Below are 22,835 nucleotides of genomic sequence, written 5' to 3'. Positions count from 1 at the left end.
ATTTTTTTACTTTTAAAATTTATAGTTTTTGGATTAATCACAAAAAGATAGACTTTACAAGTCGATTTTTCCACAAAGAATTATTCTCGGAACCGGCTGTAAATTATAGAGTAACTTCATTTCAAACCGACAAGTATTGCTAACCCATCTCTCAAATTGATTCGAATGAGAGATAAGACGACACTGGATACTTCCAGCATCTGGTATCTGGTATCTGGCATCCGGCATCTGGATCCCCGATTATACAGAGTTGAAATGCTATTTTCAATGTTATCATTTGATTTCTTTTTTAAACACCGAAAATCACTGAATATTAATAGTTCATTTTCGGTGTTATTCGGTGCTAAATTTTATTCTTCCTTAATCAAGATTTGTTTAGTGTTATCCCAATACCACAAGGTTTTCCTGGTAACATGCACTCCACCCAACCACTTGTCGATGCCATTTATCTCCACCCAGTTTGTCTTATTCAGAATTACTTGTTGACCGAGTTCTGTGAGAATTAATCGTTGCTGCAGAAATTCTTGATCGGGATTCAATGAACTCGGCAGAAAAAATGGTTTGCTGCCTTCAGCCTGCAAAAGTGGAAAATCACAATGATTCATCCCATACATATGCTGCCAAAACGAGGCATCGCCCAAATAATTAGCCTCTTCCATTTTATGCGATTCTTTAAATATTTCGCCTGGTTGAGTCATATTCGATTGTACGATTTTCAGGATTTGTGACTGGTTTCTTGATAAGCCATTTTCTTTGTCAGGATACTCTTGCAATAAGCGTAAAAATGCACTTTGCAAGTAGGGTAGGTAGGATATATCCTGGGTGATTATTTCTACTATTTTTTTTGGATTTGGTGAACAAAACGCCAGCCAGCTTTGGTACCCCGAAGCAAGTTGATTTGATGTTATTTCACTCCGATCTGAATAATTTACTAACAACCGACCTTTCGATGAATTGGCAACGAATTCATCTTTGCAGATTATGCTTAACTTTGTTTTTTTAAATTCGTGCTGCGAAAACCAATCCAATAATTGGATCAACTGAAGCTGATCGTATAAATCGTGTTCGAACCATAGGATCACTTCTTCATAATCTCCAGACGTAGCTAACCTTTTATCCCGTTCTTTAAAATTATTGATCGCATCTTCATACTCACCCCAACCTCGTTCTGAAATAAATTTAGCCCGGATGATCGATAATTCTTCTAGAGTGAGATTTGCTGGTACAGGGCCATCATGCAAAACATCACGCCAGGGCAGAAAATCTGCAACAATCCCTGCTTCTTTGAGTGTATCAACAGCGCTATCGCCGTTCGTGATAATAAGTATTCGATCTGACATTTATGTGCAGCTAGTTAGTGAATAAATGTTATTTGCCGGTTTTTGAACCGCGCTTAGTCAACAAGTGATACGAGGTTCACCTTTTGGTAATTTCGTATTGGCAATGTACAGGAATGTGTGCCAACCTGCAATAATTTATTGAATTAGACACAGGCTGATTTTATCTTACTTTGTGTTTAAACATAGGTCCAGAAATTTGATCGATCAAATAATTAGATATCATAGATTTCAAAATTTGTCATCGGAACCTAATTTCCAAAAAATGTGAGGAACAATAAATGGCGCAAATAAAACGAGTATGTGTGTATTGTGCTTCAAGCAATAAATGTAATAAATCCTATTTGGAAGCGGCTTATAAGCTGGGCATTCAGTTGGCACAAAATGGGATTGTAACTTATTATGGCGGCGGTGCAGTTGGATTGATGGGAAGTCTTGCTGATGGTGCCATTTCCGCAGGTGGAGAGGTGGTCGGAATTATACCTGATTTTATGCAACAACTGGAATGGGGACACAAGGGAATTACTAAACTTCATATTGTAAACACTATGCATGAGCGCAAAAGTATGATTGTTTCTGAATCAGATGCTTTTGTTGCACTACCGGGAGGATGCGGAACACTTGAGGAATTACTTGAAGTCATCACCTGGAAAAGATTGGGATTACATAGTAAGCCAATAATAATCACTAACCTTAAGGGATTTTTTAATCCCTGTATTGAAATGCTTAACCAGTGTGTCCGGGAGCATTTCATGCATGAAAAACATCTGCAAATGTGGACGGTAGTAGATTCTGTCGATGAAATTATCCCGGCACTAAGCAATGGTGAAGCATGGTATAAAGATGCCCGGGATTTTGCCGTATTAAAATAAGCAAGCTCATTTTTAGACAGGATAAACAGGATTATCAGGATAAAAATCCAGTATATCTTGTTAATCCTGTCAAAAAGAAAAAGAATAAAGGTCTAAATAGATCCCTCCTGGACGACAGTGCCGATACTACCGAAGTATCCAGGTTAATTATGAAACTTTTAAAAAATTCAGGATTCGTACAAATTGCCGGTGTGATGGATTGGGTGGAAGCAAAACTGCTCATGGATGAAGGAGTGGATGCAATCGGTTTTCCACTCGGATTACCTGTTCATAGAAAAGATTTAACAATTTCTAAGTCTCATAAAATCGTTAAGAAATTAAGCAATCAAGTACCTGCAGTTTTAATCACATATTTCAATAAAGCACGGCAAATTCATGAAATTTGTCAAGCCACAGGAATTGAAGTGATTCAAATCCATGGCAGGATATCTATTGTGGAAATCAGGAAGTTGTTTACGTTTAATCCGGAATATAAACTTATTAAGAGCTTTGTGTTAAAGGAATAACATCGATGAATTAATGCAGAGCATTACACAATTCTCGCCTTTCGTAGAAGGAATTTTTACCGACACACATGATCCAATTACCGGAGCCGATGGTGCAACAGGAAAAAACCTACGATTGGAATATTAGTCGACAGTTAGTTGAAAAATCAAAACATCCAGTAATTTTAGCTGGAGGACTAAATCCTCAAAATGTAGGGTTAGCAATAACCCGAGTTAAACCTTCTGGTGTTGATGTTCACACCGGGGTTGAGGGAAAAGACGGCAGGAAAAATAGGGATTTGGTTAGAAAAATGGTTCATGAAGCCAAACTAGCATTTTCACAAAACATTTGACCATCAATTTTATTACCCGAATAAGCAAGGTTCTGCAATATATCATTGAAACGATTTCTTAATTTGAACGTTAGAGTAAACTCTTTGTTAAAACGATATTCCAATAAGAACTGGGAAAATAGCTATGAAAAAAAACCTGCTCTTGTATTTCGTAATCTGTAACCTCTGCATTATATCACACACAGTCCATGCTGATAACCTGGTAAGTGTTTTGGGATTTTACAGTATTGCACCAGCTGATGGTGCCGATATCTGGGGATATGTTGATCCCAATACCGGAAAAGAATATGCCTTAATGGGCCGTTTGAGTAATGGTTTGATGATTTTCGATGTTACTGATCCTACAAACCCAATTCTTGTTTCTCATATGCGATCGGTTCCCGGTTTTGATGTCAAAGTATGGAAAAACTATGCTTATACCGTTACCGGTAGTGGTGGGGGATTTGGAGCCATTATCGATTTAACCAATCCTGCTGAGCCGGTTCAAGTTGGCTCTTTTAATTCTTCACATAACATTTTTATCTCTGAGAATGGATACATGTTTCAGTCAGGTCCGGGTACTCGAATAATGGATTTGAATAATGATCCTACAAATCCTGTACAAATATGGCGAGTCGGCACAGATGGCCACGATGCAGCCGTTATTGGTAACCGGCTATACGATTTTCATGGTTCACCCGGAACATTTATTTATGATATTTCTGATATCTCCAATCCGAACCTCATAGGCTCGATTACCAATTCAACTATATTTTATCATCACAGTGGCTGGACTTCTAAAGATGGCGATTACTTATTTATAACGGATGAGGGCTCAAGACATCCATTCCCGGATATTACTGTTTGGGACATTCGCAATGTTAGCGAACCTCAAAGAGTTGGTGAGTGGGGAGATGCAAGAGGAATTGTGCACAATTTATATATAATTGGAGATTATGCTTTTACTTCATATTATTATTCCGGATTCCGTGTTTTCGATATTTCTGACCCAACTAACATCAAAGTAGTTGCTGAATATGATACATCACCCATTTCGCGTGAAGGCTTTGGCGGCGCCTTTGGCGTTTATCCATTTGCGCCTTCAGGGAATATCTATGTAAGTGATCAATCAGGTTTATTTATCTTTAAATTTGACCGTCAAATTACTGATATTTCACCAACTGAATCTTACGAAATACCCACAGAATTCACCTTAGGACAAAATTATCCAAATCCATTCAACCCGAAAACTCAAATTGATTATTCCATTGCTACCAGTTCTGATGTTAATATTATTGTTTACAATATTCTTGGTCAGCCGATTAGATCCCTGGTTGATCAATACCAGACAGCCGGACAGTACACAGTTACCTGGAATGGTAAAGATGATTTTGGCATCGATGTGAGCGCTGGTTATTATATCTACAAAATGCAGGCCGGTGCTTTTGTTGAAAATAAGAGGATGGTTTATTTAAAATAAGTAGAGATTACTTCAAACATTATTTTTTGATGTTCTGGCTCGTATATTTCCTTTCCTTCCAATTAACTGAATGACTAAACAAAAAAAACGGGGCAAGAATTAATGGGTAAATTATTACAAATAATTCAAATAAAAAGAACGATCTTAATTGTTCCTTTCTTTGCAATATTAAGACAGCAAAAATTAGAATTAGAAAATCTGAAAATAAAATTATTAGAAGTGCAATGATTGCGGCCAAAAAGGTATTTAAGATCACCAAAATCAGAGGAATGATTTTCGCAATAAAACTAAGTAGCATTAAGAATCTTGCAGAAAAAGAAAATCCCCTGCTTCCAATTGCCCAGCGTTTGCGCTGTAAATATAACTTTTTTAAAGTATCGACTGGATTTGTTTGTACAATCATTTCAGGTTCCGGCTGGAGAATTATCTTGTAATCCGTCTGCTTTTTAATCGCATTCATCAAGGCGTAATCCTCAACCAGGCTAAAACCAATGTTTGGAAAACCACCAATGAGGTCATATGCATCTCTGCGAAAGCTCAAGTTATTACCAAATATACCTAACGGTTTTTTTAAGCCGGAAAAGCCACTTCCGACAGATGTAGCAAAAAGCCATTCTAAAGATTGAATTCTGGCAAATAGATTGGATGGTGCCTCCTTATCGGTTAATAATGTGAAACCTCCAACCATGCCTGTCTCTGTTGTGTAATACAACAAATGTGATTTAACCCAATTTGCAGGAACCCTGCAATCCGCATCTGTGATAAAAATAAATTCGCCCATTGTCTCCTGCAAGGCAGTATGAATCGCGCTGGCCTTGCCGTTCAGGTTTGCGATTCTTTCTCTCGATTGAATCAATTTCACATGGTTATGTTTTGCACAAAACTTGGAGACTATATCTGAAGTATTATCGTGTGAGTCATCATCAACGACAAAGATTTCAAATTTCTCCGTTGGATAATCGATTGCCAGGATGCTTTCCAGGGTTTTGGCGATGTTATTAGACTCATTCCTGGCAGCAACGATGATAGAAACAAAAGGCTTATCTTTTGGTTTGTTTTTAGGAGTTTTGTTCGCCATCCATAAACCAAAGCAAACGAACAATGCCTGAAAAAAATATAAAAGGGTGATTGCTAAAAAAGGCAATTGCCAGTTATCGATAATCATTGTGAGCTATTCGGTAATAGATTTAATTCCCATATTCCTACAGATCCTGATCTAGCGAGAATCAACAATATTATCCCGAATGGTTTCTGTTGTTTTTAGAAATGCCTGATCTTTCCATTGAAATCGATTAAATAATCCAAGAAATCCAAAGAAAAGTAAATAAGGTGGATGAAGAACTTGGGTAATAATAAAATATCTCAATAACCGTTTTATTTGAAAAGCTTTCGAAGCCTTCAATAAAAAGATAAATTCAAAAATGGCCTTAATCACCCATGCAATTACAGCGGTTAGGCCATAAATTCCAGGGAAAACAAACAAAGATAAAAGCCCAAAAAATAAAAATGCATTCAAAAAATAAACAGAGATCAGACCGATTGTCATAGGAAGTTCATAATGCATGCCTTTACTTGCATAACGAATCCGTTGGTTTCGGAATTTATTCCAGGTCAATGGCGCGGCCCCCGGGACAAATGCTTGGGGTGAAAGTGCATAAGTAATAGTCCCGGGTTTCTTTTGAGCTACTTTTAAGATAAATAAATCATCGTCTCCGGAAACCCATTTCCGTATGGATTCAAATCCACCCATTGCAAAATAAGTGGAACGCCGGTAACTTAGGTTACACCCTGCTGCAGTTAAAGGTCTTTTGATGCCAATACTACCGGCTGCGACAGCTGCTACTGAGAAAAATTCTAAAGCCAGTAGACCTCGAATCATGCTATTGATGGGCTTATCGAAGCGATAAGGCGAATACCCAACGACGACTGATGTGTTTTCCCCGTAACATTCTACTGTTGATTTTACCCAGGTAGGGGGTGGAGTACAATCTGCGTCGGTAAATAGTAGGATATCTCCCGTCGTTGCCCTGATCCCAAGGTCTAAAGCGCGTTTTTTTGGAGCAAAATCGGGTATGGAGTCTGTAATTTTTATAACATAAAAATTTGAGTATTTTTCTTTGGCACAACATAAAATATCCCAGCTTTCATCTTGGGAATGATCATCGACAATACAAATTTCCAATCGGTCTTCAGGATATTGCTGGTTTGTTAAGCATTGAATCAAGCGGGGTAGGTTATGGGCTTCGTTTTTCGCTGCAACAATAATAGACACCGAAGGCAGAGCATCTGATTTGGGTTGAGAAAATTGTTGTATTCTTGCAATTCCAATGTATAATAAAATTATGGCAAGGATATAAAATAGAAATATCGTGCTAAAAGCGGCAATCAGAAGAAGTTGCATTTTAGGAAGCCTTTAAATAAAGGGCGCAAATCATTCTATTTTTCAGAATTCTTAATGCGATTCCAAATCGAGTCCAATTCTTCCAGGGAACAATCCTCAATATTTTTGGATTGTGATTTGATTTCTTGTTCAATTATATGAAACCTATGATTGAATTTTTCAATGGTTCTCCTCAAGGCGTTTTCAGGATTCGATTTTAAGAATCTGCTTATATTGACTAAAGTAAATAGTAAATCACCCAGTTCTTCTTCAATTTTATTCTCATTTTTTTCTGATATGGCTTGCTGCAATTCCGATGTTTCTTCCTTAAATTTAGACCAAACATCTGCAATTTCTTTCCAATCGAATCCAACTTGGGCTGCTTTTGATTGAATTCTATAGGCGCGTAATAAAGCCGGTAATTCTTTGGGAACACCGTCAATAACGGATTCCCGGCCCTCCTGCCTTTTTATTTTTTCCCAGTTTTTCTCCTGCTCTTCTGGTGTATCAATTTTTTGATTACCATATACATTCGGATGACGCCGGATTAATTTCTCAGTTATTGAGTCAATCACATCATTTACATTAAACTGCTTGTTTTCGCTTGCTATTTGCGCATGAAAAACAATTTGTAAGAGTAAATCACCTAATTCTTCTTTCAATGCATCCTGATTCTTTTTCTCAATAGATTCTAAAACTTCATACGTCTCTTCTAACAAATACTCACGGAGTGACTCATGTGTCTGCTGCTTATCCCAGGGACATCCGTCTTCACTCCTTAATTTCTCCATGATCTGAATGAGCGCAATGAATTTATTGTTATCCATTTAGTGTCCCTTTAAAAGTATAAATCTATTTGATTTTAATTTATAAATATCCATAATGCTAAGTTAAATTTCAACTTGATTCTTCAAAGGAATTGGTTTAATATTATCATATTATTTATAAAGCACTTATTGAAATTAGCTAAATTATCTACTCTTAAAATATTAGTAACATGCAAATTGATTTAATGGAATACCGGCTTCAATTGAAACATACTTTTCGCATATCGAGAGATTGCGGCCGAGATTTCGTTGATGTGGCTATTGTGAGGATACATCATTTAGGGTTTACTGGTTATGGAGAGGCTTCTCCTTCTAAATACTGGGGAGAAGATATTGAGTCAGTAAAAGCAGCATTTAGTGAGCTTAACTTCTACAAATATCCTGAGCTAAGTGATTATGAAGGCATAATCAAAAATATTAATTCAACGGACAACCCACCACGTTCACTCTTGGCGGCGATTGAAATGGCAATCCTGGATTGTGTAAGTAAAAGCAGGGGGCAATCGGTACGGCAATTGTTGGGAATACCATCAGATCGAAATGTTCGATCCTCATTCACCATAGGTATCGCAGATCTTAATACAATCGAATTAAAAGTGCAGGAAGCTGCAAAGTTTCCAATTTTAAAAGTGAAACTCGGCGCTGATAACGATATTCAAATCATTGAGAAAATTCGGTCACAAACTAATAAAACCATTCGGGTGGATGCCAATGAAGGTTGGACTAAAGAAGAAGCTGTTAAAAAGATTAATTGGCTGGAAAATCAAAATGTGGAGTTTGTCGAGCAGCCTTTACCCGCATCACAAAATGAGAATATGGCATGGGTGAAAGCGAGAGTGAATTTGCCGCTATTTGCAGATGAAAGTGTTAAGAATAGCTCAGACATCCCTGCATTGGTGAATTTCTTCGATGGGATCAATATCAAATTAATGAAGTGTGGTGGGATTCTTGAAGCATTATCGATGATTCAATCAGCAAAACAATCCGGAATGAAAGTGATGGCAGGCTGTATGACAGAAAGCTCGCTGGCAATTTCTGCCGGCGCTCAATTCTTGCCGTTGCTGGATTTTGCCGATTTAGATGGTTTTGAATTAATATCAAATGATCCTTTTACGGGTTTAACAATGACCGATGGCTATATAAGTATTAACAATAACCTTGGTTTGGGTGTAAGTCCAAAGAATGAATTGTATTCAGATTAATTGAATAGGATGATGATTATGTTATACCGTCAGCCAAAAACCCGCAAGTATAGTTATAGACCTCGATTCTACAAAGAAGAAGAGGAGGGTGGTGGTGCAAAACAACATCGAATACAGTTTAGGAAAAATGTCTATTCCAGAAAAAAGAAGCGATCCTATTTAGGATTCATTCTACTTCTTGTGCTGGCACTGATTGTCATGAAAGTACTGAATAAAACCCACATCGTTCCAAAAGATGTCGAGTTTGATGATATGGAAATTGTAAGGTAAGCCTGAGTATGAAAACAAAACTACAATCCAGAAGGGAATCTTTCCTTGAAGTTCTACAATCTCGTGTGATTGTAGCCGATGGTGCAATGGGAACCGTGCTATACAACCAGGGAATTCCATTCACTGCATCCTTTGACGAATTAAATTTAACCCGACCAGACCTAATTCGCTCCATTCATCAACAATACATGGCTGCTGGTGCTGAAATTATTGAAACCAATACATTCGGGGCAAATAGGATACGTTTGCGCCCGCACAATTTAGAGCATAAAGTCAAGGAAATAAATTTCGAAGGAGCCAGACTTGCAAGGGAAGCATGCAAAGACAAGGCATGGGTATTTGGTTCTGTTGGCCCTTTAGGCAAGCCGATGGAACCGGTGGGTAAGATCACCTTTGATGACGCGAAATCTTACTTTTTGGAACAAATCGAAGGGCTCATGGAGGGTGGCGTCGATTTTATTCTCCTGGAGACATTTAATGATTTAAAAGAAATCACCCAGGCTTTAATAGCGGCAAAAGAATTGGGAAATGTAACCATTGCCGCACAAATGACGTTTACAGATGATCTAAAAACTATGATGGGCGATAAACCAAAAGAGGTTATTCAATTATTGAAAGATTATGACTCCATTTTTGTTGGAGCGAATTGCTCAGTTGGACCTCAAGGTATTTATGAAGTGATGGAATTAATTGCCTCACTACCTCAAACAAAAGATATGTTCCTTTCTTCGATGCCGAATGCCGGTATTCCAAGAATGGTAAGTGGAAGATATATGTATTTATCATCTCCCGAATATTTCGCTGACTATGCCCATAGATTAACGAGATTGGGGATTAATGTCATTGGCGGATGTTGTGGAACAACTCCGGCTCATATTCAATTAATTGCTGAAAAAGTAAAAGGAACAAGGCCACAATCCCGGGTAAAAGGTAAAATTCAAGTTAAATGGATTGACGAAGTTGAAACTGAGAAAATTGATGAAAAACCTTCCTCCTTTGTTGAAAAACTCGGGAAAGAATTTTTGATCAGTGTGGAGATTGATCCTCCACGCGGAATAGATCCTACAAAACTAATTGAGGGTGCGATTTTTCTAAAAAGTAGGGGAGTAGAGGCAATCAATGTTGCTGACAGCCCATTAGCGCGTGCAAGAATGAGTTCTTTAGTCATGGGACATCTTATCAAGGAAGCAACTGATGTTGAGATCATTTTGCATTTATCTTGTCGCGACAAAAATATTCTTGCTTTACAAGCGGAATTAATGGGCGCCCATGCTTTGGGAATTCGCTCCATTCTGGCAGTCACCGGGGATCCACCAAAATTAGGTGATCATCCAAATGCTACGGGAGTTTTTGACGTTGATGCCATTGGCTTGACTAGCTTAATCACCAAGCTTAACCAGGGAACCGATATGACCGGAAGGGCGCTAAAAAAAGCGACAAATTTCAATCCCGGGGTAGGTTGCAATCCTGTTGAGATTGATATGGAGCAGGAACTCAATCGATTATACAAAAAGGTAGAAACCGGGGCGAAATATGTATTTACACAGCCTTTGTATGAAATTTCAATCCTGGAAAAATTCATGCGTACCGTAGATCAATTGAAAGTTCCTTTTTTCGTAGGTATTCTTCCTCTAAGAAATGGCAAGCATGCGGAATTCTTACATAATGAAGTCCCGGAAATGTTCATCCCTGAAAACATCAGGAAAAGAATGATAAATGCCGGAGAAAATGGTCCTTCCGAAGGTATTAAAATTGCCCAAGAATTTTTACTTGAAGCGAAAGATATGGTTCAAGGGACATATCTGATGCCGCCATTCAATAAATTTGAGATGGCCACCGATGTGATCGAGGTCCTCAAATAGTCTATAAATTCTCAAATTATCCACAAACAAAAAATCATTGAAAACGAATGTCTAACCTGGCAGATCAGATTAAAGGCTTTGCACACCAAGTAGGATTCGATCTCGTTGGAATTGCACAAGCAAAACAATACCCGGAAATGTTTTCATTCCTGGAATGGATAAAATCAGGGTATGCAGCTGATATGGAATATATCACCGAGAAAGTCTCCCCTCGCTTAAATGTAGAAGAAATTCTTCCGGAAGTGAAATCTATTATTTCTTGTGGGGTTTTATATGACACCAAAAGGAATCGCTCCATTGATAAAAAGGATAAAAATAAAACGTGGATTTCTCGTTATGCCTGGAATAAGGATTACCACTTTACTGTCCAAAAAATGCTTGATCAGTTGATTGAAAAAATGAAAAATGAGCTGCAGTCTCCATTTACTTATAAACGATATGTAGATACAGGTCCGGTTCTGGAGCGTGTTTTTGCATATCACGCCGGGTTGGGTTGGTTCGGAAAAAATAGTTGTCTAATCCATCCAAAGCTGGGATCATATTTTTTTATAGGGGAAATACTAACAGATTTAAAACTTGCACCGGACAGTGCAATCCGAGATTATTGCGGTAGCTGTACGAAGTGTATCGATGCATGTCCAACCGATGCAATCGTTTCAGATGGAGTAATCGACAGCAGGAAATGTATTTCATACCAAACAATCGAGAACCGGGGCGAAATCCCCGAATCAATTCGTGAGGATATTGGCCATCACTTATTTGGCTGCGATATTTGTCAGGAAGTATGCCCCTGGAACAATAAATCGCCATTAACTGAGCGAGAAGATTTCTTACCGAGTGAGGATAAATACTATCCGGAAATATTAAAAATGTTAGAGTTGATCTTACATAAATACCCCGAGGCTTTTTCGAAGAGTCCTTTAAAAAGAGCCAAACAGGATGGTCTTTTGCGAAATTTGTTTATTGTGATAGGAAACTCCGGAAACCCTGAATTCCTTTCAATTCTAAAGGAAATAAATCTTGAGCACAATGAAATAGTAAATGAAGCGCGGAATTGGGCGAATAGACAAATTCAAATAAAGCAGAATTCACATGAATAATTCATCGATGAATGTAATTTATGATGAAAAATAATGAAGTTAATATTTGGATGAATCTAAAGTATAAAGGCATAAAAAAAAATATCAGAAATTCATTTTTGACCAATAATATTTTTAAATGACTTATTTTTCTTCTAAGTTTATTATTATTAGTGCAGAAATCATATGTTTGAGCGAAAATGAATTTATTTAAATCCAGAACCTTTATAATCTCAGCAATTGTTAGTTTATTACTGGGATTGGTGTTTTTGAAGTTTGAAGCATCGATTTTGTCTCTGGTATTTTCTGTTTTCTCTTTGTTCGCTGTTTTGGTCTTACTCTATCATCCTTCAATTTGGATAGAGGATGCATTTGGGGCAGTTTCTTATAAGCTGAAAATTTCTTCATTGGTGGCCGGAGGATTGTTTTTAGCTATTTCCAGTTCTACACCTGAATTTTTTACTTCTTTTTCCGGGATTGTTGTTTACAAGATATTTGATATAGGTCTTGCCACAGTTCTATGGTCGGCTTTATTTAATTTATGCATCATAATAGGCATATGTTCGTTGATTAAAAGTCCACTAACGGTTGACCCGAGAATTTACAAACGGGATATGCCGTTTTATGGCGTTTCAATAATTTTGTTACTGTTATTGGCATTAGACAAAAGTTATTCTTCATATGATTTCCTGATCTTAATATGTCTCTATATCGTTTACGTAATCTCACTTTTTTTCGATAAATCGAAACCATATAGTGCAGTTAGCAATCAAAGCTGGAAATCGATTATTCTCAAATTAGTTTTTGGGATATTATTGATAAGTGTTCTATCTCATCTATTGGTTACTTTTGGATTGCGAACTATAAAATTGAGCGAAGAATTATTCGAATTTATATTTCCAATAAGCCTGCTTGCTGCGATAGTTTTTGCTCCAGGAACATCAATAAGTGATTTATTAATGTCAATATCTGCCACAAGAAAAGGAGAAGATTCTGTAGGAATTGTCAATGGTATCGCTTCAAATACTTTTGATTTGTGCATTTGCCTGGGAGTTCCGGGATTTATCTATACTTCGATGACAGGCAAGAAAATACTGATAAATATTTTCGATTCAGGTTCGATAATTATTATTCTTGTAATCGGCTATGTCCTTACCTTTCTATTTATATATTCGGAGAAAAAGGTACATAAGGGAGAAGGTGTTGTCTTAATTGCTTATTTTGTGGGTTCTATTGTCTATTTATTATTTAACGTGTGAAAGATTTACAAAAATCATATATAATTTTTTAAAAGAGGTTACTAACCTGGATAATTCATAGCCACCAAGACTCAAAGACACAAAGCTTTAAAAAATAAAGGTTAAGAAAGATTAATTTTTTATATTGACATAAAATTGGTTCATAGTACTTTTCTTTATAACTTTAATATTCTTAGTGGCTTAGAGTCTTTGTGGCAAAAATTCATGAATAGTGCAGGTTAATTAACTTGATCTATTCATAAACCTTATCACTGTCATCCAGTAGGAATCTATTTTACAACTAATTTATACTTACGATTTTACTATTTCCTTTTTATGGAAATAGATCCCGTTGCGACGGGATGACAATTAGGAAATTTTAAGCTTAAAACTATAATTCATGAATTATCCAGGTTAATAAAGTTCGGGAATTATAAATTAAATAAATAAAATAATTTGTATATTTTCAGTTTAGACAGAAATATTGAGGTTAGGCAATAGAAAAAGTTTTGTAAAAATGCCATTGATAAAAATTAAAATTTACGGACACCCGGCTTTAAGAAAAATTTGCAGCCCGATAGAGACAATAGATGAAGAAACTGAACAGTTGGCTCACGATATGGTGGAAACCATGTACGAAAATAATGGTGTAGGACTTGCAGCTCCACAGGTGGGTGTCCTGAAAAGATTATTTATTGTGAATCCAAGGGAAGATGATGAAGACTTAAATCCACAAATATTTATTAATCCAATTATTAAAAATAAATCCGGCTTTGTTACAATAGAAGAAGGATGTCTCAGTATTCCGGATATTCGTTCGGATGTAATAAGATGCGAATCTTTTGATTTTACTTCATTAAATCTTAAAGGAGAAAAGATTCAATTCCATGCAGATGGCTTACTTGCCCGTGTAATCCTTCATGAAGTAGATCACCTGGATGGGAAACTTTTTATCGATTATCTTTCCCCTGTAAAAAAAATAATGTTAAATGAAAAATTGAAAGCGCTGGAAAAAGAAAGTGCGGTTTTAAGTCGTTAATTAAAATTAATTTATAAAGAAATACGAGGTAAATAGTGTTAGAAACTGGAGCGACCATAGCGGGTGGACTTTTGCTGTTTGTAGCCGGTTGGTTCATCAATCAGTACTATCAGAAACAAAACTCACAAAAAGCAAATATGAAGGCTGGTGAGATATTAAGCAGTGCCAAAGAAGAAGCCGAGCAAACAAAAAATGATATATTATTAAAGGCAAGAGAAGAGCAATTTCGACTTCGAGAAAGCCTTGAGAAAGAATACCAGGAACGAGAATCGTCCCTTGAGCAGTTAGACCAAAAAATACAAGGGAAAGAAAATTTTTTTAATGAACGCTCTGAATCCCTGGATATCAAAGAACATGACCTGATGAAGAAAGAAGAAGGTATTGCTAAAATGAAAGAGAGCATTCAAAATAAAGACAAAGAACTCTCTCAAATTATTAAGCGGGAAAATGAAAGATTAGACTCAATTTCAGGACTCTCCGTTGAAGAAGCAAAAAAATTATTGTTTTCTAATATTGAAACAGATACAAAACTGGAAGCTGCAAAACTTTCTAAGAGAATTCTTAACGAAGCCAAAGAAAACGCTGTTCGGGAAGCAAAAGAGATTGTCACAAGAGCTGTGGAAAAAGTGGCTTCCGAGCATACCACAGAGACTACCGTATCGGTAGTTCATCTAAGTTCTGATGAAATTAAAGGTCGAATAATCGGGAGAGACGGCCGCAATATAAAAGCATTCGAGAATTTGACTGGCGTAAAAATTATTGTGGATGATACCCCGGAAGCTGTTGTTTTATCCGGATTTGATCCGGTAAAAAGAGAAATTGCCCGGATTGCTTTGGAAAAATTAATCAAGGGCGGAAAAATTAATCCGCAAAGAGTAGAAGAGGCCATTCGAAAATGCGAGAAAGAAATTGAGCAGTTGATTTGGAAATCCGCAACCCAGTGTTTAAAAGATTTGGAAATAAGAGATGTACATCCTGAAATGATAAAAACCCTGGGAAGGCTTAAATTTCGTACTAGTTATGGACAGAATGTGTTGAACCACTGTAAAGAAGTTGCATTACTGTGCGGTGCAATGGCGGCTGAGTTAGGATTAGATATAAAATTGGCAAAACGAGCCGCATTGTTCCATGACATCGGCAAAGCAATTAGCCAAAATTCAGAGAGCACCCATACTCAACTTGGGGTAGAATTGGCAAAAAAATACAATGAACACAAGGTTGTAATCAATGCAATTGCATCTCATCATGAGGATGAAATTAAAGACAATCCAATTTCAATCCTGGTTTCGGCTGCAGATTCTATCTCAGGTTCCAGGCCAGGAGCCCGTAGAGAAACACTTGAAAATTATGTTAGGAGAATCGATTCTCTGGAAAAATTAGCAGATTCTTTTCCAGGAGTCTCAAAATCATTTGCCATTTCAGCCGGACGGGAAATTCGCGTAATCGTAGAACCTGAAAGAGTGACCGATGATGAAGCATATGTTATGTCTTCAGAGATTGCTAAAAAAATACAATCTGAGATGGAGTACCCTGGCCATATTAAGGTTACCGTTATCCGCGAGACTAAATCCGTTCAAAGTATTTAGAAAAGGATCTAATTCAACTGATGGAAAAGCGGCAGAAAGTTTTTTTGCAACTTGCCGCTTTTTTACTGTCTACATATTTATTAATCAACAAGTAGTAAAAAATGATTAAATTGTCCCATAAACCAGCCGATTTTGCACCAACGCTAAAAAACATGGAATTCATTTCAACTTTCACCGATCCTGCTGAAGAAAGGATTGAAGTTGGTGTTTTGTTTGTTGGCGCCGGACCAGCCAGCCTGTCAGGTGCTATCCATTTGGCAAAATTGCTTGGACAAAAACCGGAATTGAATGAACAACTGGGTGAAGTTCCTATCGCAATTGTGGAAAAAGGGAAATATCCTGGTGCACATCTATTATCAGGAGCAGTGGTTAACCCAATTGGTTTTCAAAAACTATTTCCAAACATGACAATTGATGATTTCCCATTTTACAATTCGGTTGAAGGGGAAGCCGTTTATTACTTAACAAAGAATCACGCATTCCGATTTCCAATAATACCTCCAACTATGAAGAACCATGGAAACTACATTGCATCTCTTAGTGAGATTGGAAAATGGTTAGGTGAAAAAGCTGAAGAATTAGGGATTATGATACTTACCGAAACATCTGCAATCAGCTTAATTATAGAAGATAATAGTATAAAAGGAATTCGAACTGGAGAGAAAGGACTCTCTTCCGCTGGTGAACAACTGCCAAATTATGAGCCGGGTGTGGATATTTCTGCTAAAATCACCATTTTGGGTGAAGGTCCCTTAGGACATTTATCTCAAACACTTATCGAAGAATTTGATCTGGCGCCAACGAATCCGCAGGTCTACGCTTTGGGAGTGAAAGAAATTTGGGAAGTGGCAAAACCACTAAACAAAGTTATTCACACAATGGGTTGGCCGCTCAGAGGAGCAAAAAAATATAGTGAGTTTGGCGGCAGTTTTATCTACCCAATGGCAAAGGATAAAATATCCATTGGGTTTGTCGTTGGGCTTGATTATAGCGATTCTTCACTTTCAACTCATGATTTATTGCAAGAATTCAAAAGCCACCCTTTAATCCGAAATATTCTTGCTGACGGCAACCGTATCGAAAATGGCTGGGGAGCCAAGACAATTCCTGAAGGAGGATATTACTCGTTGCCGAAAAAATATCATGTTCCGGGAGCACTTTTGATAGGTGATTCGGCGGGCTTTGTAAATGTGCCGGCTCTGAAAGGCATCCACTATGCAATGTTATCTGGCATTATTGCAGCAGAAACATTGTATGACAAAATTCAAAATGAGGATGATAAAATTGAGAATTTAGGAGACTTTGATTTAGCAATTAAAAACAGCGTCATTGAAAAAGATTTGTATAAAGTCCGAAATATGAGACAAGCCTTTAAGTACGGCTTTACTACTGGTTCTTTTCTCGCCGGTTTAATGACCATAACATCCGGTCTTTTTCCCGGATGGCGGTTTTCAATGCATTCAGATCGCGAAAGGACAATGGTCAAGGGGACGCAAGAATATGGGAAAACCGATAATCAATTCACATTTGATAAATTAAGCAGCGTCTATGCCAGTGGAAACCGCAGCCGCGATAACCAGCCGGATCATTTAAAAGTAAACAGAAATGTTCCTGAAGTGATCGGCGAAACCTGGATCCATATGTGTCCTGCGGAAGTTTATGAGTGGAAAGACAATGATGAAGGCGCTAAAACCATTCAAACAAATCCAACAAATTGTGTTCAATGTGGGGCAATCACTGCGAAAGGCGGTAGGTTAACACCTCCAGAAGGGGGCAGTGGCCCTGAATATACAGACACTTAAAACGAAAAAAAAAGGAAAATATTTTATATGAAGTTAGGTCGGTTTGAAATTGTGCCGGTGGAATTCGGTAGATTTATGCTTGATGGGGGAGCGATGTTTGGTGTTGTTCCAAAGCCATTGTGGAATCGCACAAACCCAGCTGATGAGGAAAACAGAATTCAAATGACAACAAGGGGTATGCTAATTGGAATGGACCAGAAAAATATTCTGGTAGATACGGGAATCGGGCATAAAATGTCTGAAAAACTAAACCAGATTTATGCGGTTGATTTTTCCCGATACACATTAAAAGACTCGTTAAACCAATTAGGGTTTGAATATTCCGATATCACCGATGTCATTTTAACGCATTTGCATTTTGACCATACAGGTGGTTCAACAATTTTTGATGAAAAAAATAATCCAGCACCAACCTTTCCTAATGCAACGTATTGGATCCAGGAAAGTCAATATCAATGGGCCTTAAAACCCAGCGATAGAGATAAAGCGAGTTTTATGCCAGAGAATTTTGTTCCTTTGAATGATTCCGGCCAACTGGAAAAAGTCAATGGTGATACTGAAATTTATCCGGGCATTTCATTATTAAAAATTGATGGTCACACATTTGGTCAGCAAATGATTAAGGTTCAGGATGGCTCTGATACAATTTTGTATTGTGCTGACCTATTCCCGACTTCCGCGCATATCCCACTGCCGTATATCATGAGTTATGATTTGCAACCATTGTCGACACTTGAAGAAAAGAAAAAATATCTAGCCCAAATTTGTGACGAAAATTGGATGTTATTCTTTGAGCACGACCCAAATACAATATTGGCTAATGTTGAGAAAACTGAGAAAGGCTATGCGCTTGGCGAGAGATTGATGGTGACGGATGTCTGAAGGAATTATCAAAATATTATCCGAAAGCCTGAGTAATAAAATTGCTGCCGGAGAGATTGTCGATCGACCTTCTTCAGTTGTAAAAGAACTGATTGAGAATGCTATCGATGCAAAAGCTGGTGAAATTACCATCGCTGTGCGTGACGGTGGAAAGAATCTAGTCCAGGTTATTGATAACGGCATCGGTATGATAGAATCAGATGCTATCCTTGCTTTTGAGCGCCATTCAACCAGTAAAATCCATAGCGCAGAAGATTTGGAGAGAATTAAAACAATGGGATTTCGCGGTGAAGCGCTTGCTTCAATAGGTTCTGTTTCCAGGGTAGAAGTTAAAACCCGGGTTGAAGCCGAACCAACCAGTACTTTGCTTACATTAGAGGGAGGGATTGTCCAAGGTTTAAGTAAATCCAGTGGCAACCAGGGGTGTTCAATTGCCGTAAAAAACCTGTTTTTTAATACGCCTGCACGAAGAAAATTTTTGAAAAGTGATCGCGCAGAATATCGTCATATTCTGCAAGTAATTAATCGCTACTTCCTGGCATTCCCAGAAATTACTTTCCACTTTTTTAAAAATGACATAGAAATTTTTAATCTATCCGCAACAGATCTTAAAAACCGGATAACCCAGGTGTACGGAGATAAATACGGAGACAATGTCGTAGAAGTCAATTTTGAATTTGGGGATAAAAACGTGGATGGATTCATAGGAAACATGGATTTATTTCGGCAAACCAGGGGCGATCAGTATCTGTTCTTAATGCGCAGGTATATTCAAAATAAGAATTTAAATTGGGCAGTTGTCAGCGCTTATGAAGCGATGTTGCCAAAAGGAAGTTATCCATTTTATGCATTATTTTTAGATGTTGATCCTGAAAGCATCGATGTAAATGTACATCCATCAAAAATTGAAGTGCGGTTTGAAGATGAAAGATCCGTTTATGGATTGATCCACAGGGCTGCAAAGCAAGCGCTTCATACAAATGAAGTTATCCCTGTATTAAATAAACAATATGCAACCGTAGAAACAGATTATGAAACCGTTCCCCTGGTTCCAAAATCCGGCACATCCAAAACGCCTGGTGTAGATCATTTTCGAATCGATCAGGAAAAACAAGAGCTTGCATTTCCATTTGAATTTCGTAAACAAAAACGCGAAATTGATCCCGAATTTAGCCACAATATACCGCAAAAACCAGGAGAACCCAAAGAGCCTCAATTCGAAAGCAGAGAATTTACTGACCGGGTTTCTGTATGGCAATTGCATAATAAATATCTTTTTTCTCAAATTAAAAGTGGCTTGATAATTATTGACCAGCATCTCGCACATGAAAGAATATTATATGAACAGGCCTTAAAATTATTTAAGAGTTCTCCACCTGTGGCACAGCAGCAATTATTTCCTAAAACCGTTGAGTTGACACCTGAAGATTTCGAAGTCCTTCTTGAAATGCAATTCTATTTATCCAAACTTGGATTTGTGGTGAAGGATTTCGGCTCGAATACGGTAATTATTGAAGCAGTCCCTTCTGAAATGAAAAACCGAAATGAGGATAAAGTTTTGCAAGAAATGATAGACGAATATAAACAAAACAAAGAGCCGGATATACGTGAAAAAATAGCTACGACTTATTCCTGTAAAAATGCTATAAAAGCCGGAGATCCTCTAAAACAAGAGGAAATCGTTTATTTAATTGACAATTTATTTGCTACACAGAATCCCTATTTTTGTCCTCATGGCCGTCCGGTTATTATAACAGTACCTATAGAGGAATTGGATCGTCGCTTTCTTCGAATCTAATTTGTTTTTCCATGCATGAGAGACTCCCTTTAGTTGTTTTGGTTGGTCCAACAGCCATAGGAAAAACCCAGATGGCATTCGAACTATTCCAGCACTTCGAAAATATAGAAATTGTTTCGGCAGATTCCAGGCAAATATTTCGGTTTATGGACATAGGAACCGCAAAACCAAGTATTGATGAACTTAAGAAATATCCACATCATTGTATTGATATAAAATACCCTGATGAATATTTTAGCGCGGGTGAATTTGGCAATTTGGCACGAACAATTTGCAGAAGTTTAAGTTCAAAAGAGAAATTACCTTTAGTGGTTGGAGGATCCGGTTTATACATTCGTTCCCTGGTGGACGGTTTGTTTAAAGTGGGGGACCGTAATCCGGAAATTAAAACTAAGTTGGAAGCAGAGGAACATGAATTCGGCCTGGAAAAGCTCTATGCGCAACTACTTTCCGTTGACCCACAAACAGCTGCAAAGATTCACCGGAACGATCGACAACGAATTTTGCGTGCTCTTGAAGTCTACTTATCGACAGGTGAATCCATATCTGATCTAAGGGAAAAATCAAAACAAGATACAGGCATTGATCCTGAATATATAGGACTCATTCGGAACCGCGGGGATTTGTATAAAAATATAGAAGAGAGGGTGGACAAGATGGTAGCATCCGGATTAATCAATGAAGTAATAGAATTAAAAAATAAAAATTATACCTCAGAATTACAGTCTCAGAAAACTGTTGGGTATTCAGAGATTCATGATTTCCTTGATGGTAAGTTTGATAAAAAAACCGCCATTGATTTAATAAAACAAAATACCAGGCGGTTTGCAAAACATCAGCTGACTTGGTTTAAAAAAAACAAGTACATTCAATGGCTATCGGTTGATACTGATAAAGAGTGGGAATATGCTCGTTCATTGATAATTGAAAAGCTGTCAAACCATAAATGAATTATAGTGCTAACTATTAACGGGAACTTAAATTCCGAAGAAGTCGAAAGTCACCGAAACCATATTTATCAACAAAAACAAAATATTCACCATTGGGGTATACCCACATTTCCGATTTAGTCATGTTCAATGCATCTTTATCTTTGTAGACCACTCCAGGAACGCCATATTTCATAAAAATTTCACCTTGATCGGTTTTCCAACCAGGAGTCGATTTTGAGCCAAATGTATTGTTAACAATTGTAAAGCGGTTAAAAAAATCAATGAGTGCCTCATTCGTTTCTGTATATGGGGTTGGATCTTTTGATTTCCAAAAATCCTTTAATGCAGCAGAAATATTATCCGGGGATACTTTCTTCAATTTGTCCAATTCTTTAGAATCTGCCAAGAATTTTAATGCATCAATGGAATAAGCAATTTTTTCATTATTTGGATCAATTTTATTCGACCATCGGAAAAAAGAAGTCGTTTGAAAACTTTGCTTTCTTAATTGTTCATCAAAAATTGTTACTGTTAAATTGTATTTTCCGGTTAACAAACTTTCTATCGATGCATTTAAACTAATAGCAGCTACTTTTCCAGGTTTATTGACTCTATGCGTTTTTTCAGATTTAATATCTCCTTGCTTATCGGAAATTGTATACTGCACTAAAAAAGAGCCATCAGGATTTTCAGGACCATATTGTAGTCCATAAACTTCAAAATACAACCCCATGTTATTTTCATCTACTCCATATTCACGGCTTGGCTTTGGTACTACCCATCTTCCATTCTTATAAAATCCAAGCTCTTTATCATGATTTGAGTTGGCGAAGTCTATTCGTTGGCACAATTCGATATTACTTATTGCTAACTTATCTGCCGCGTATTTCGGTAAAGTTAGTTTGAATTTTTGAATTGATACCCGTTTGGTTTCGGTATCAATCACTCTTGCGGTGAAATCATAAGTATCAACAGGCAAAATAAAATCAAACTGGATAACCCGGGAAACAACTGCGGAAATTGTTTCATTATAATTATGAGCAATTAGTTGCTGTTTGTGGTATTTTTCTCTAAAAAAATCCTTTTCTTTATTTTCTACAATAATGCTGATTTCAGCATTTGATTTGTAACCACCGTTTTTCCTTATAAATTGGAATTCAACATTACTGAATTGGATGTAAATTTCGATCCTGGTGCTTTCTTGCCCTTTCACAGAAAAAGTTGCAAAATCAAAATCATAATAAGGATGTTGAAAATCGACTTGAGGTTCGCCATTTGGCTGGGCACGCAAAAGAGCCGCAAAACCTAAAAGACATAATGTCAAAGTCAAAATTGCCGAAAATTTATGTTCCCGTTTCATAATCCTCACCTAACTCCAAATTCTTCCTGTTTCTATGTTTTTCTTCGGCAAAAAACAAAATAAATTAAGCAA

At 37.2% G+C, this 22,835-nt stretch carries 20 protein-coding genes; 15 read left to right on the top strand and 5 right to left on the bottom strand.

The genetic code is table 11. The features are described 5' to 3' along the window. Positions 1-350 precede the first annotated feature (350 nt). A complete protein-coding gene (locus IIC38_03780) occupies positions 351-1,340 on the bottom strand; it encodes a DUF1835 domain-containing protein (GenBank protein ID MCH8125066.1) in 990 nt (329 codons plus the stop codon). A gap of 278 nt (positions 1,341-1,618) precedes the next feature. Between IIC38_03780 and IIC38_03775 the strand changes: the two genes are divergently transcribed. From IIC38_03775 to IIC38_03760, 4 genes are all read left to right on the top strand, one after another. Beyond that, positions 1,619-2,209, top strand: coding sequence for a TIGR00730 family Rossman fold protein (locus IIC38_03775; protein ID MCH8125065.1), 591 nt, complete (start codon positions 1,619-1,621; stop codon positions 2,207-2,209). A 149-nt stretch (positions 2,210-2,358) separates the two neighbouring features. After that, positions 2,359-2,715: a hypothetical protein gene (locus IIC38_03770; protein ID MCH8125064.1), complete on the top strand. Its 357-nt coding sequence runs from the start codon at positions 2,359-2,361 to the stop codon at positions 2,713-2,715. A gap of 68 nt (positions 2,716-2,783) precedes the next feature. Continuing rightward, complete coding sequence (locus IIC38_03765; protein ID MCH8125063.1) at positions 2,784-3,047, top strand: hypothetical protein; 264 nt, start codon at positions 2,784-2,786, stop codon at positions 3,045-3,047. A gap of 124 nt (positions 3,048-3,171) precedes the next feature. Further along, positions 3,172-4,506 carry a choice-of-anchor B family protein gene (locus tag IIC38_03760; GenBank protein ID MCH8125062.1) on the top strand — a complete coding sequence of 445 codons (1,335 nt, stop codon included), beginning with the start codon at positions 3,172-3,174 and terminating at the stop codon, positions 4,504-4,506. A 19-nt stretch (positions 4,507-4,525) separates the two neighbouring features. On the opposite strand, the gene IIC38_03755 is transcribed toward IIC38_03760, so the two are convergent. The 3 genes from IIC38_03755 to mazG all read right to left on the bottom strand — a co-directional run bounded on the left by IIC38_03755 (position 4,526) and on the right by mazG (position 7,713). After that, positions 4,526-5,584 carry a glycosyltransferase gene (locus IIC38_03755; protein MCH8125061.1) on the bottom strand — a complete coding sequence of 353 codons (1,059 nt, stop codon included), beginning with the start codon at positions 5,582-5,584 and terminating at the stop codon, positions 4,526-4,528. A gap of 138 nt (positions 5,585-5,722) precedes the next feature. Continuing rightward, positions 5,723-6,907: a glycosyltransferase gene (locus IIC38_03750; protein MCH8125060.1), complete on the bottom strand. Its 1,185-nt coding sequence runs from the start codon at positions 6,905-6,907 to the stop codon at positions 5,723-5,725. A gap of 35 nt (positions 6,908-6,942) precedes the next feature. Continuing rightward, complete coding sequence (mazG, locus tag IIC38_03745) at positions 6,943-7,713, bottom strand: nucleoside triphosphate pyrophosphohydrolase (protein ID MCH8125059.1); 771 nt, start codon at positions 7,711-7,713, stop codon at positions 6,943-6,945. 185 nt (positions 7,714-7,898) lie between these two features. Between mazG and IIC38_03740 the strand changes: the two genes are divergently transcribed. The 11 genes from IIC38_03740 to miaA all read left to right on the top strand — a co-directional run bounded on the left by IIC38_03740 (position 7,899) and on the right by miaA (position 21,421). Then, on the top strand, positions 7,899-8,915 hold the full coding sequence (locus tag IIC38_03740; GenBank protein ID MCH8125058.1) for a dipeptide epimerase: 1,017 nt from the start codon (positions 7,899-7,901) through the stop codon (positions 8,913-8,915). An 18-nt stretch (positions 8,916-8,933) separates the two neighbouring features. Beyond that, positions 8,934-9,185 (top strand): hypothetical protein, encoded by a 252-nt coding sequence (locus IIC38_03735; protein MCH8125057.1) that lies wholly within the window; start codon positions 8,934-8,936, stop codon positions 9,183-9,185. 8 nt (positions 9,186-9,193) lie between these two features. Continuing rightward, the gene (locus IIC38_03730) at positions 9,194-11,047 is read left to right on the top strand and encodes a bifunctional homocysteine S-methyltransferase/methylenetetrahydrofolate reductase (protein ID MCH8125056.1); all 1,854 of its coding nucleotides are present in this window, start codon (positions 9,194-9,196) and stop codon (positions 11,045-11,047) included. A gap of 47 nt (positions 11,048-11,094) precedes the next feature. Further along, entirely contained in the window at positions 11,095-12,147 is a 1,053-nt protein-coding gene (gene queG, locus IIC38_03725; protein MCH8125055.1) for a tRNA epoxyqueuosine(34) reductase QueG, read from the top strand. A 179-nt stretch (positions 12,148-12,326) separates the two neighbouring features. Beyond that, a complete protein-coding gene (locus IIC38_03720; GenBank protein MCH8125054.1) occupies positions 12,327-13,385 on the top strand; it encodes a sodium:calcium antiporter in 1,059 nt (352 codons plus the stop codon). Positions 13,386-13,881: 496 nt separating this feature from the next. Beyond that, positions 13,882-14,403 (top strand): peptide deformylase, encoded by a 522-nt coding sequence (gene def / locus IIC38_03715; GenBank protein MCH8125053.1) that lies wholly within the window; start codon positions 13,882-13,884, stop codon positions 14,401-14,403. A 32-nt stretch (positions 14,404-14,435) separates the two neighbouring features. Then, a complete protein-coding gene (gene rny / locus IIC38_03710) occupies positions 14,436-15,989 on the top strand; it encodes a ribonuclease Y (protein ID MCH8125052.1) in 1,554 nt (517 codons plus the stop codon). A 101-nt stretch (positions 15,990-16,090) separates the two neighbouring features. After that, positions 16,091-17,791 (top strand): 4Fe-4S dicluster domain-containing protein, encoded by a 1,701-nt coding sequence (locus tag IIC38_03705; GenBank protein MCH8125051.1) that lies wholly within the window; start codon positions 16,091-16,093, stop codon positions 17,789-17,791. A 27-nt stretch (positions 17,792-17,818) separates the two neighbouring features. Beyond that, positions 17,819-18,673: an MBL fold metallo-hydrolase gene (locus IIC38_03700; GenBank protein MCH8125050.1), complete on the top strand. Its 855-nt coding sequence runs from the start codon at positions 17,819-17,821 to the stop codon at positions 18,671-18,673. Then, positions 18,666-20,471 carry a DNA mismatch repair endonuclease MutL gene (gene mutL, locus IIC38_03695; protein MCH8125049.1) on the top strand — a complete coding sequence of 602 codons (1,806 nt, stop codon included), beginning with the start codon at positions 18,666-18,668 and terminating at the stop codon, positions 20,469-20,471. Before IIC38_03700 ends, mutL begins: the two co-directional genes overlap by 8 nt. Positions 20,472-20,482: 11 nt before the next feature. Further along, entirely contained in the window at positions 20,483-21,421 is a 939-nt protein-coding gene (gene miaA / locus IIC38_03690; protein MCH8125048.1) for a tRNA (adenosine(37)-N6)-dimethylallyltransferase MiaA, read from the top strand. Between the two features lie 16 nt (positions 21,422-21,437). Here the strand turns inward: miaA and IIC38_03685 are convergent, their stop codons facing one another. Next, positions 21,438-22,763, bottom strand: coding sequence for a GWxTD domain-containing protein (locus tag IIC38_03685; GenBank protein MCH8125047.1), 1,326 nt, complete (start codon positions 22,761-22,763; stop codon positions 21,438-21,440). Between the last annotated feature and the right edge of the window lie 72 nt (positions 22,764-22,835).

The organism is candidate division KSB1 bacterium, assembly GCA_022566355.1.
GTDB lineage: Bacteria > Zhuqueibacterota > JdFR-76 > JdFR-76 > DREG01 > JADFJB01.
The sequence above is the reverse complement of the archived record's forward strand: the minus strand, read 5'-3'. Positions and strand labels throughout refer to the sequence as shown.

What these genes read in the sequence shown, in the direction of transcription:
- IIC38_03740 (MCH8125058.1), top strand. Translation starts at nt 7,899, where the DNA reads ATGGAATACCGGCTTCAATTGAAACATACTTTTCGCATATCGAGAGAT.
- IIC38_03750 (MCH8125060.1), bottom strand. Translation starts at nt 6,907, where the DNA reads ATGCAACTTCTTCTGATTGCCGCTTTTAGCACGATATTTCTATTTTAT.
- IIC38_03775 (MCH8125065.1), top strand. Translation starts at nt 1,619, where the DNA reads ATGGCGCAAATAAAACGAGTATGTGTGTATTGTGCTTCAAGCAATAAA.
- miaA (MCH8125048.1), top strand. Translation starts at nt 20,483, where the DNA reads ATGCATGAGAGACTCCCTTTAGTTGTTTTGGTTGGTCCAACAGCCATA.
- IIC38_03735 (MCH8125057.1), top strand. Translation starts at nt 8,934, where the DNA reads ATGTTATACCGTCAGCCAAAAACCCGCAAGTATAGTTATAGACCTCGA.
- queG (MCH8125055.1), top strand. Translation starts at nt 11,095, where the DNA reads ATGTCTAACCTGGCAGATCAGATTAAAGGCTTTGCACACCAAGTAGGA.
- IIC38_03755 (MCH8125061.1), bottom strand. Translation starts at nt 5,584, where the DNA reads ATGGCGAACAAAACTCCTAAAAACAAACCAAAAGATAAGCCTTTTGTT.
- mazG (MCH8125059.1), bottom strand. Translation starts at nt 7,713, where the DNA reads ATGGATAACAATAAATTCATTGCGCTCATTCAGATCATGGAGAAATTA.
- mutL (MCH8125049.1), top strand. Translation starts at nt 18,666, where the DNA reads ATGTCTGAAGGAATTATCAAAATATTATCCGAAAGCCTGAGTAATAAA.
- IIC38_03760 (MCH8125062.1), top strand. Translation starts at nt 3,172, where the DNA reads ATGAAAAAAAACCTGCTCTTGTATTTCGTAATCTGTAACCTCTGCATT.
- IIC38_03720 (MCH8125054.1), top strand. Translation starts at nt 12,327, where the DNA reads ATGAATTTATTTAAATCCAGAACCTTTATAATCTCAGCAATTGTTAGT.
- def (MCH8125053.1), top strand. Translation starts at nt 13,882, where the DNA reads ATGCCATTGATAAAAATTAAAATTTACGGACACCCGGCTTTAAGAAAA.
- IIC38_03770 (MCH8125064.1), top strand. Translation starts at nt 2,359, where the DNA reads ATGAAACTTTTAAAAAATTCAGGATTCGTACAAATTGCCGGTGTGATG.
- IIC38_03730 (MCH8125056.1), top strand. Translation starts at nt 9,194, where the DNA reads ATGAAAACAAAACTACAATCCAGAAGGGAATCTTTCCTTGAAGTTCTA.
- IIC38_03780 (MCH8125066.1), bottom strand. Translation starts at nt 1,340, where the DNA reads ATGTCAGATCGAATACTTATTATCACGAACGGCGATAGCGCTGTTGAT.
- IIC38_03685 (MCH8125047.1), bottom strand. Translation starts at nt 22,763, where the DNA reads ATGAAACGGGAACATAAATTTTCGGCAATTTTGACTTTGACATTATGT.
- IIC38_03700 (MCH8125050.1), top strand. Translation starts at nt 17,819, where the DNA reads ATGAAGTTAGGTCGGTTTGAAATTGTGCCGGTGGAATTCGGTAGATTT.
- IIC38_03705 (MCH8125051.1), top strand. Translation starts at nt 16,091, where the DNA reads ATGATTAAATTGTCCCATAAACCAGCCGATTTTGCACCAACGCTAAAA.
- IIC38_03765 (MCH8125063.1), top strand. Translation starts at nt 2,784, where the DNA reads ATGATCCAATTACCGGAGCCGATGGTGCAACAGGAAAAAACCTACGAT.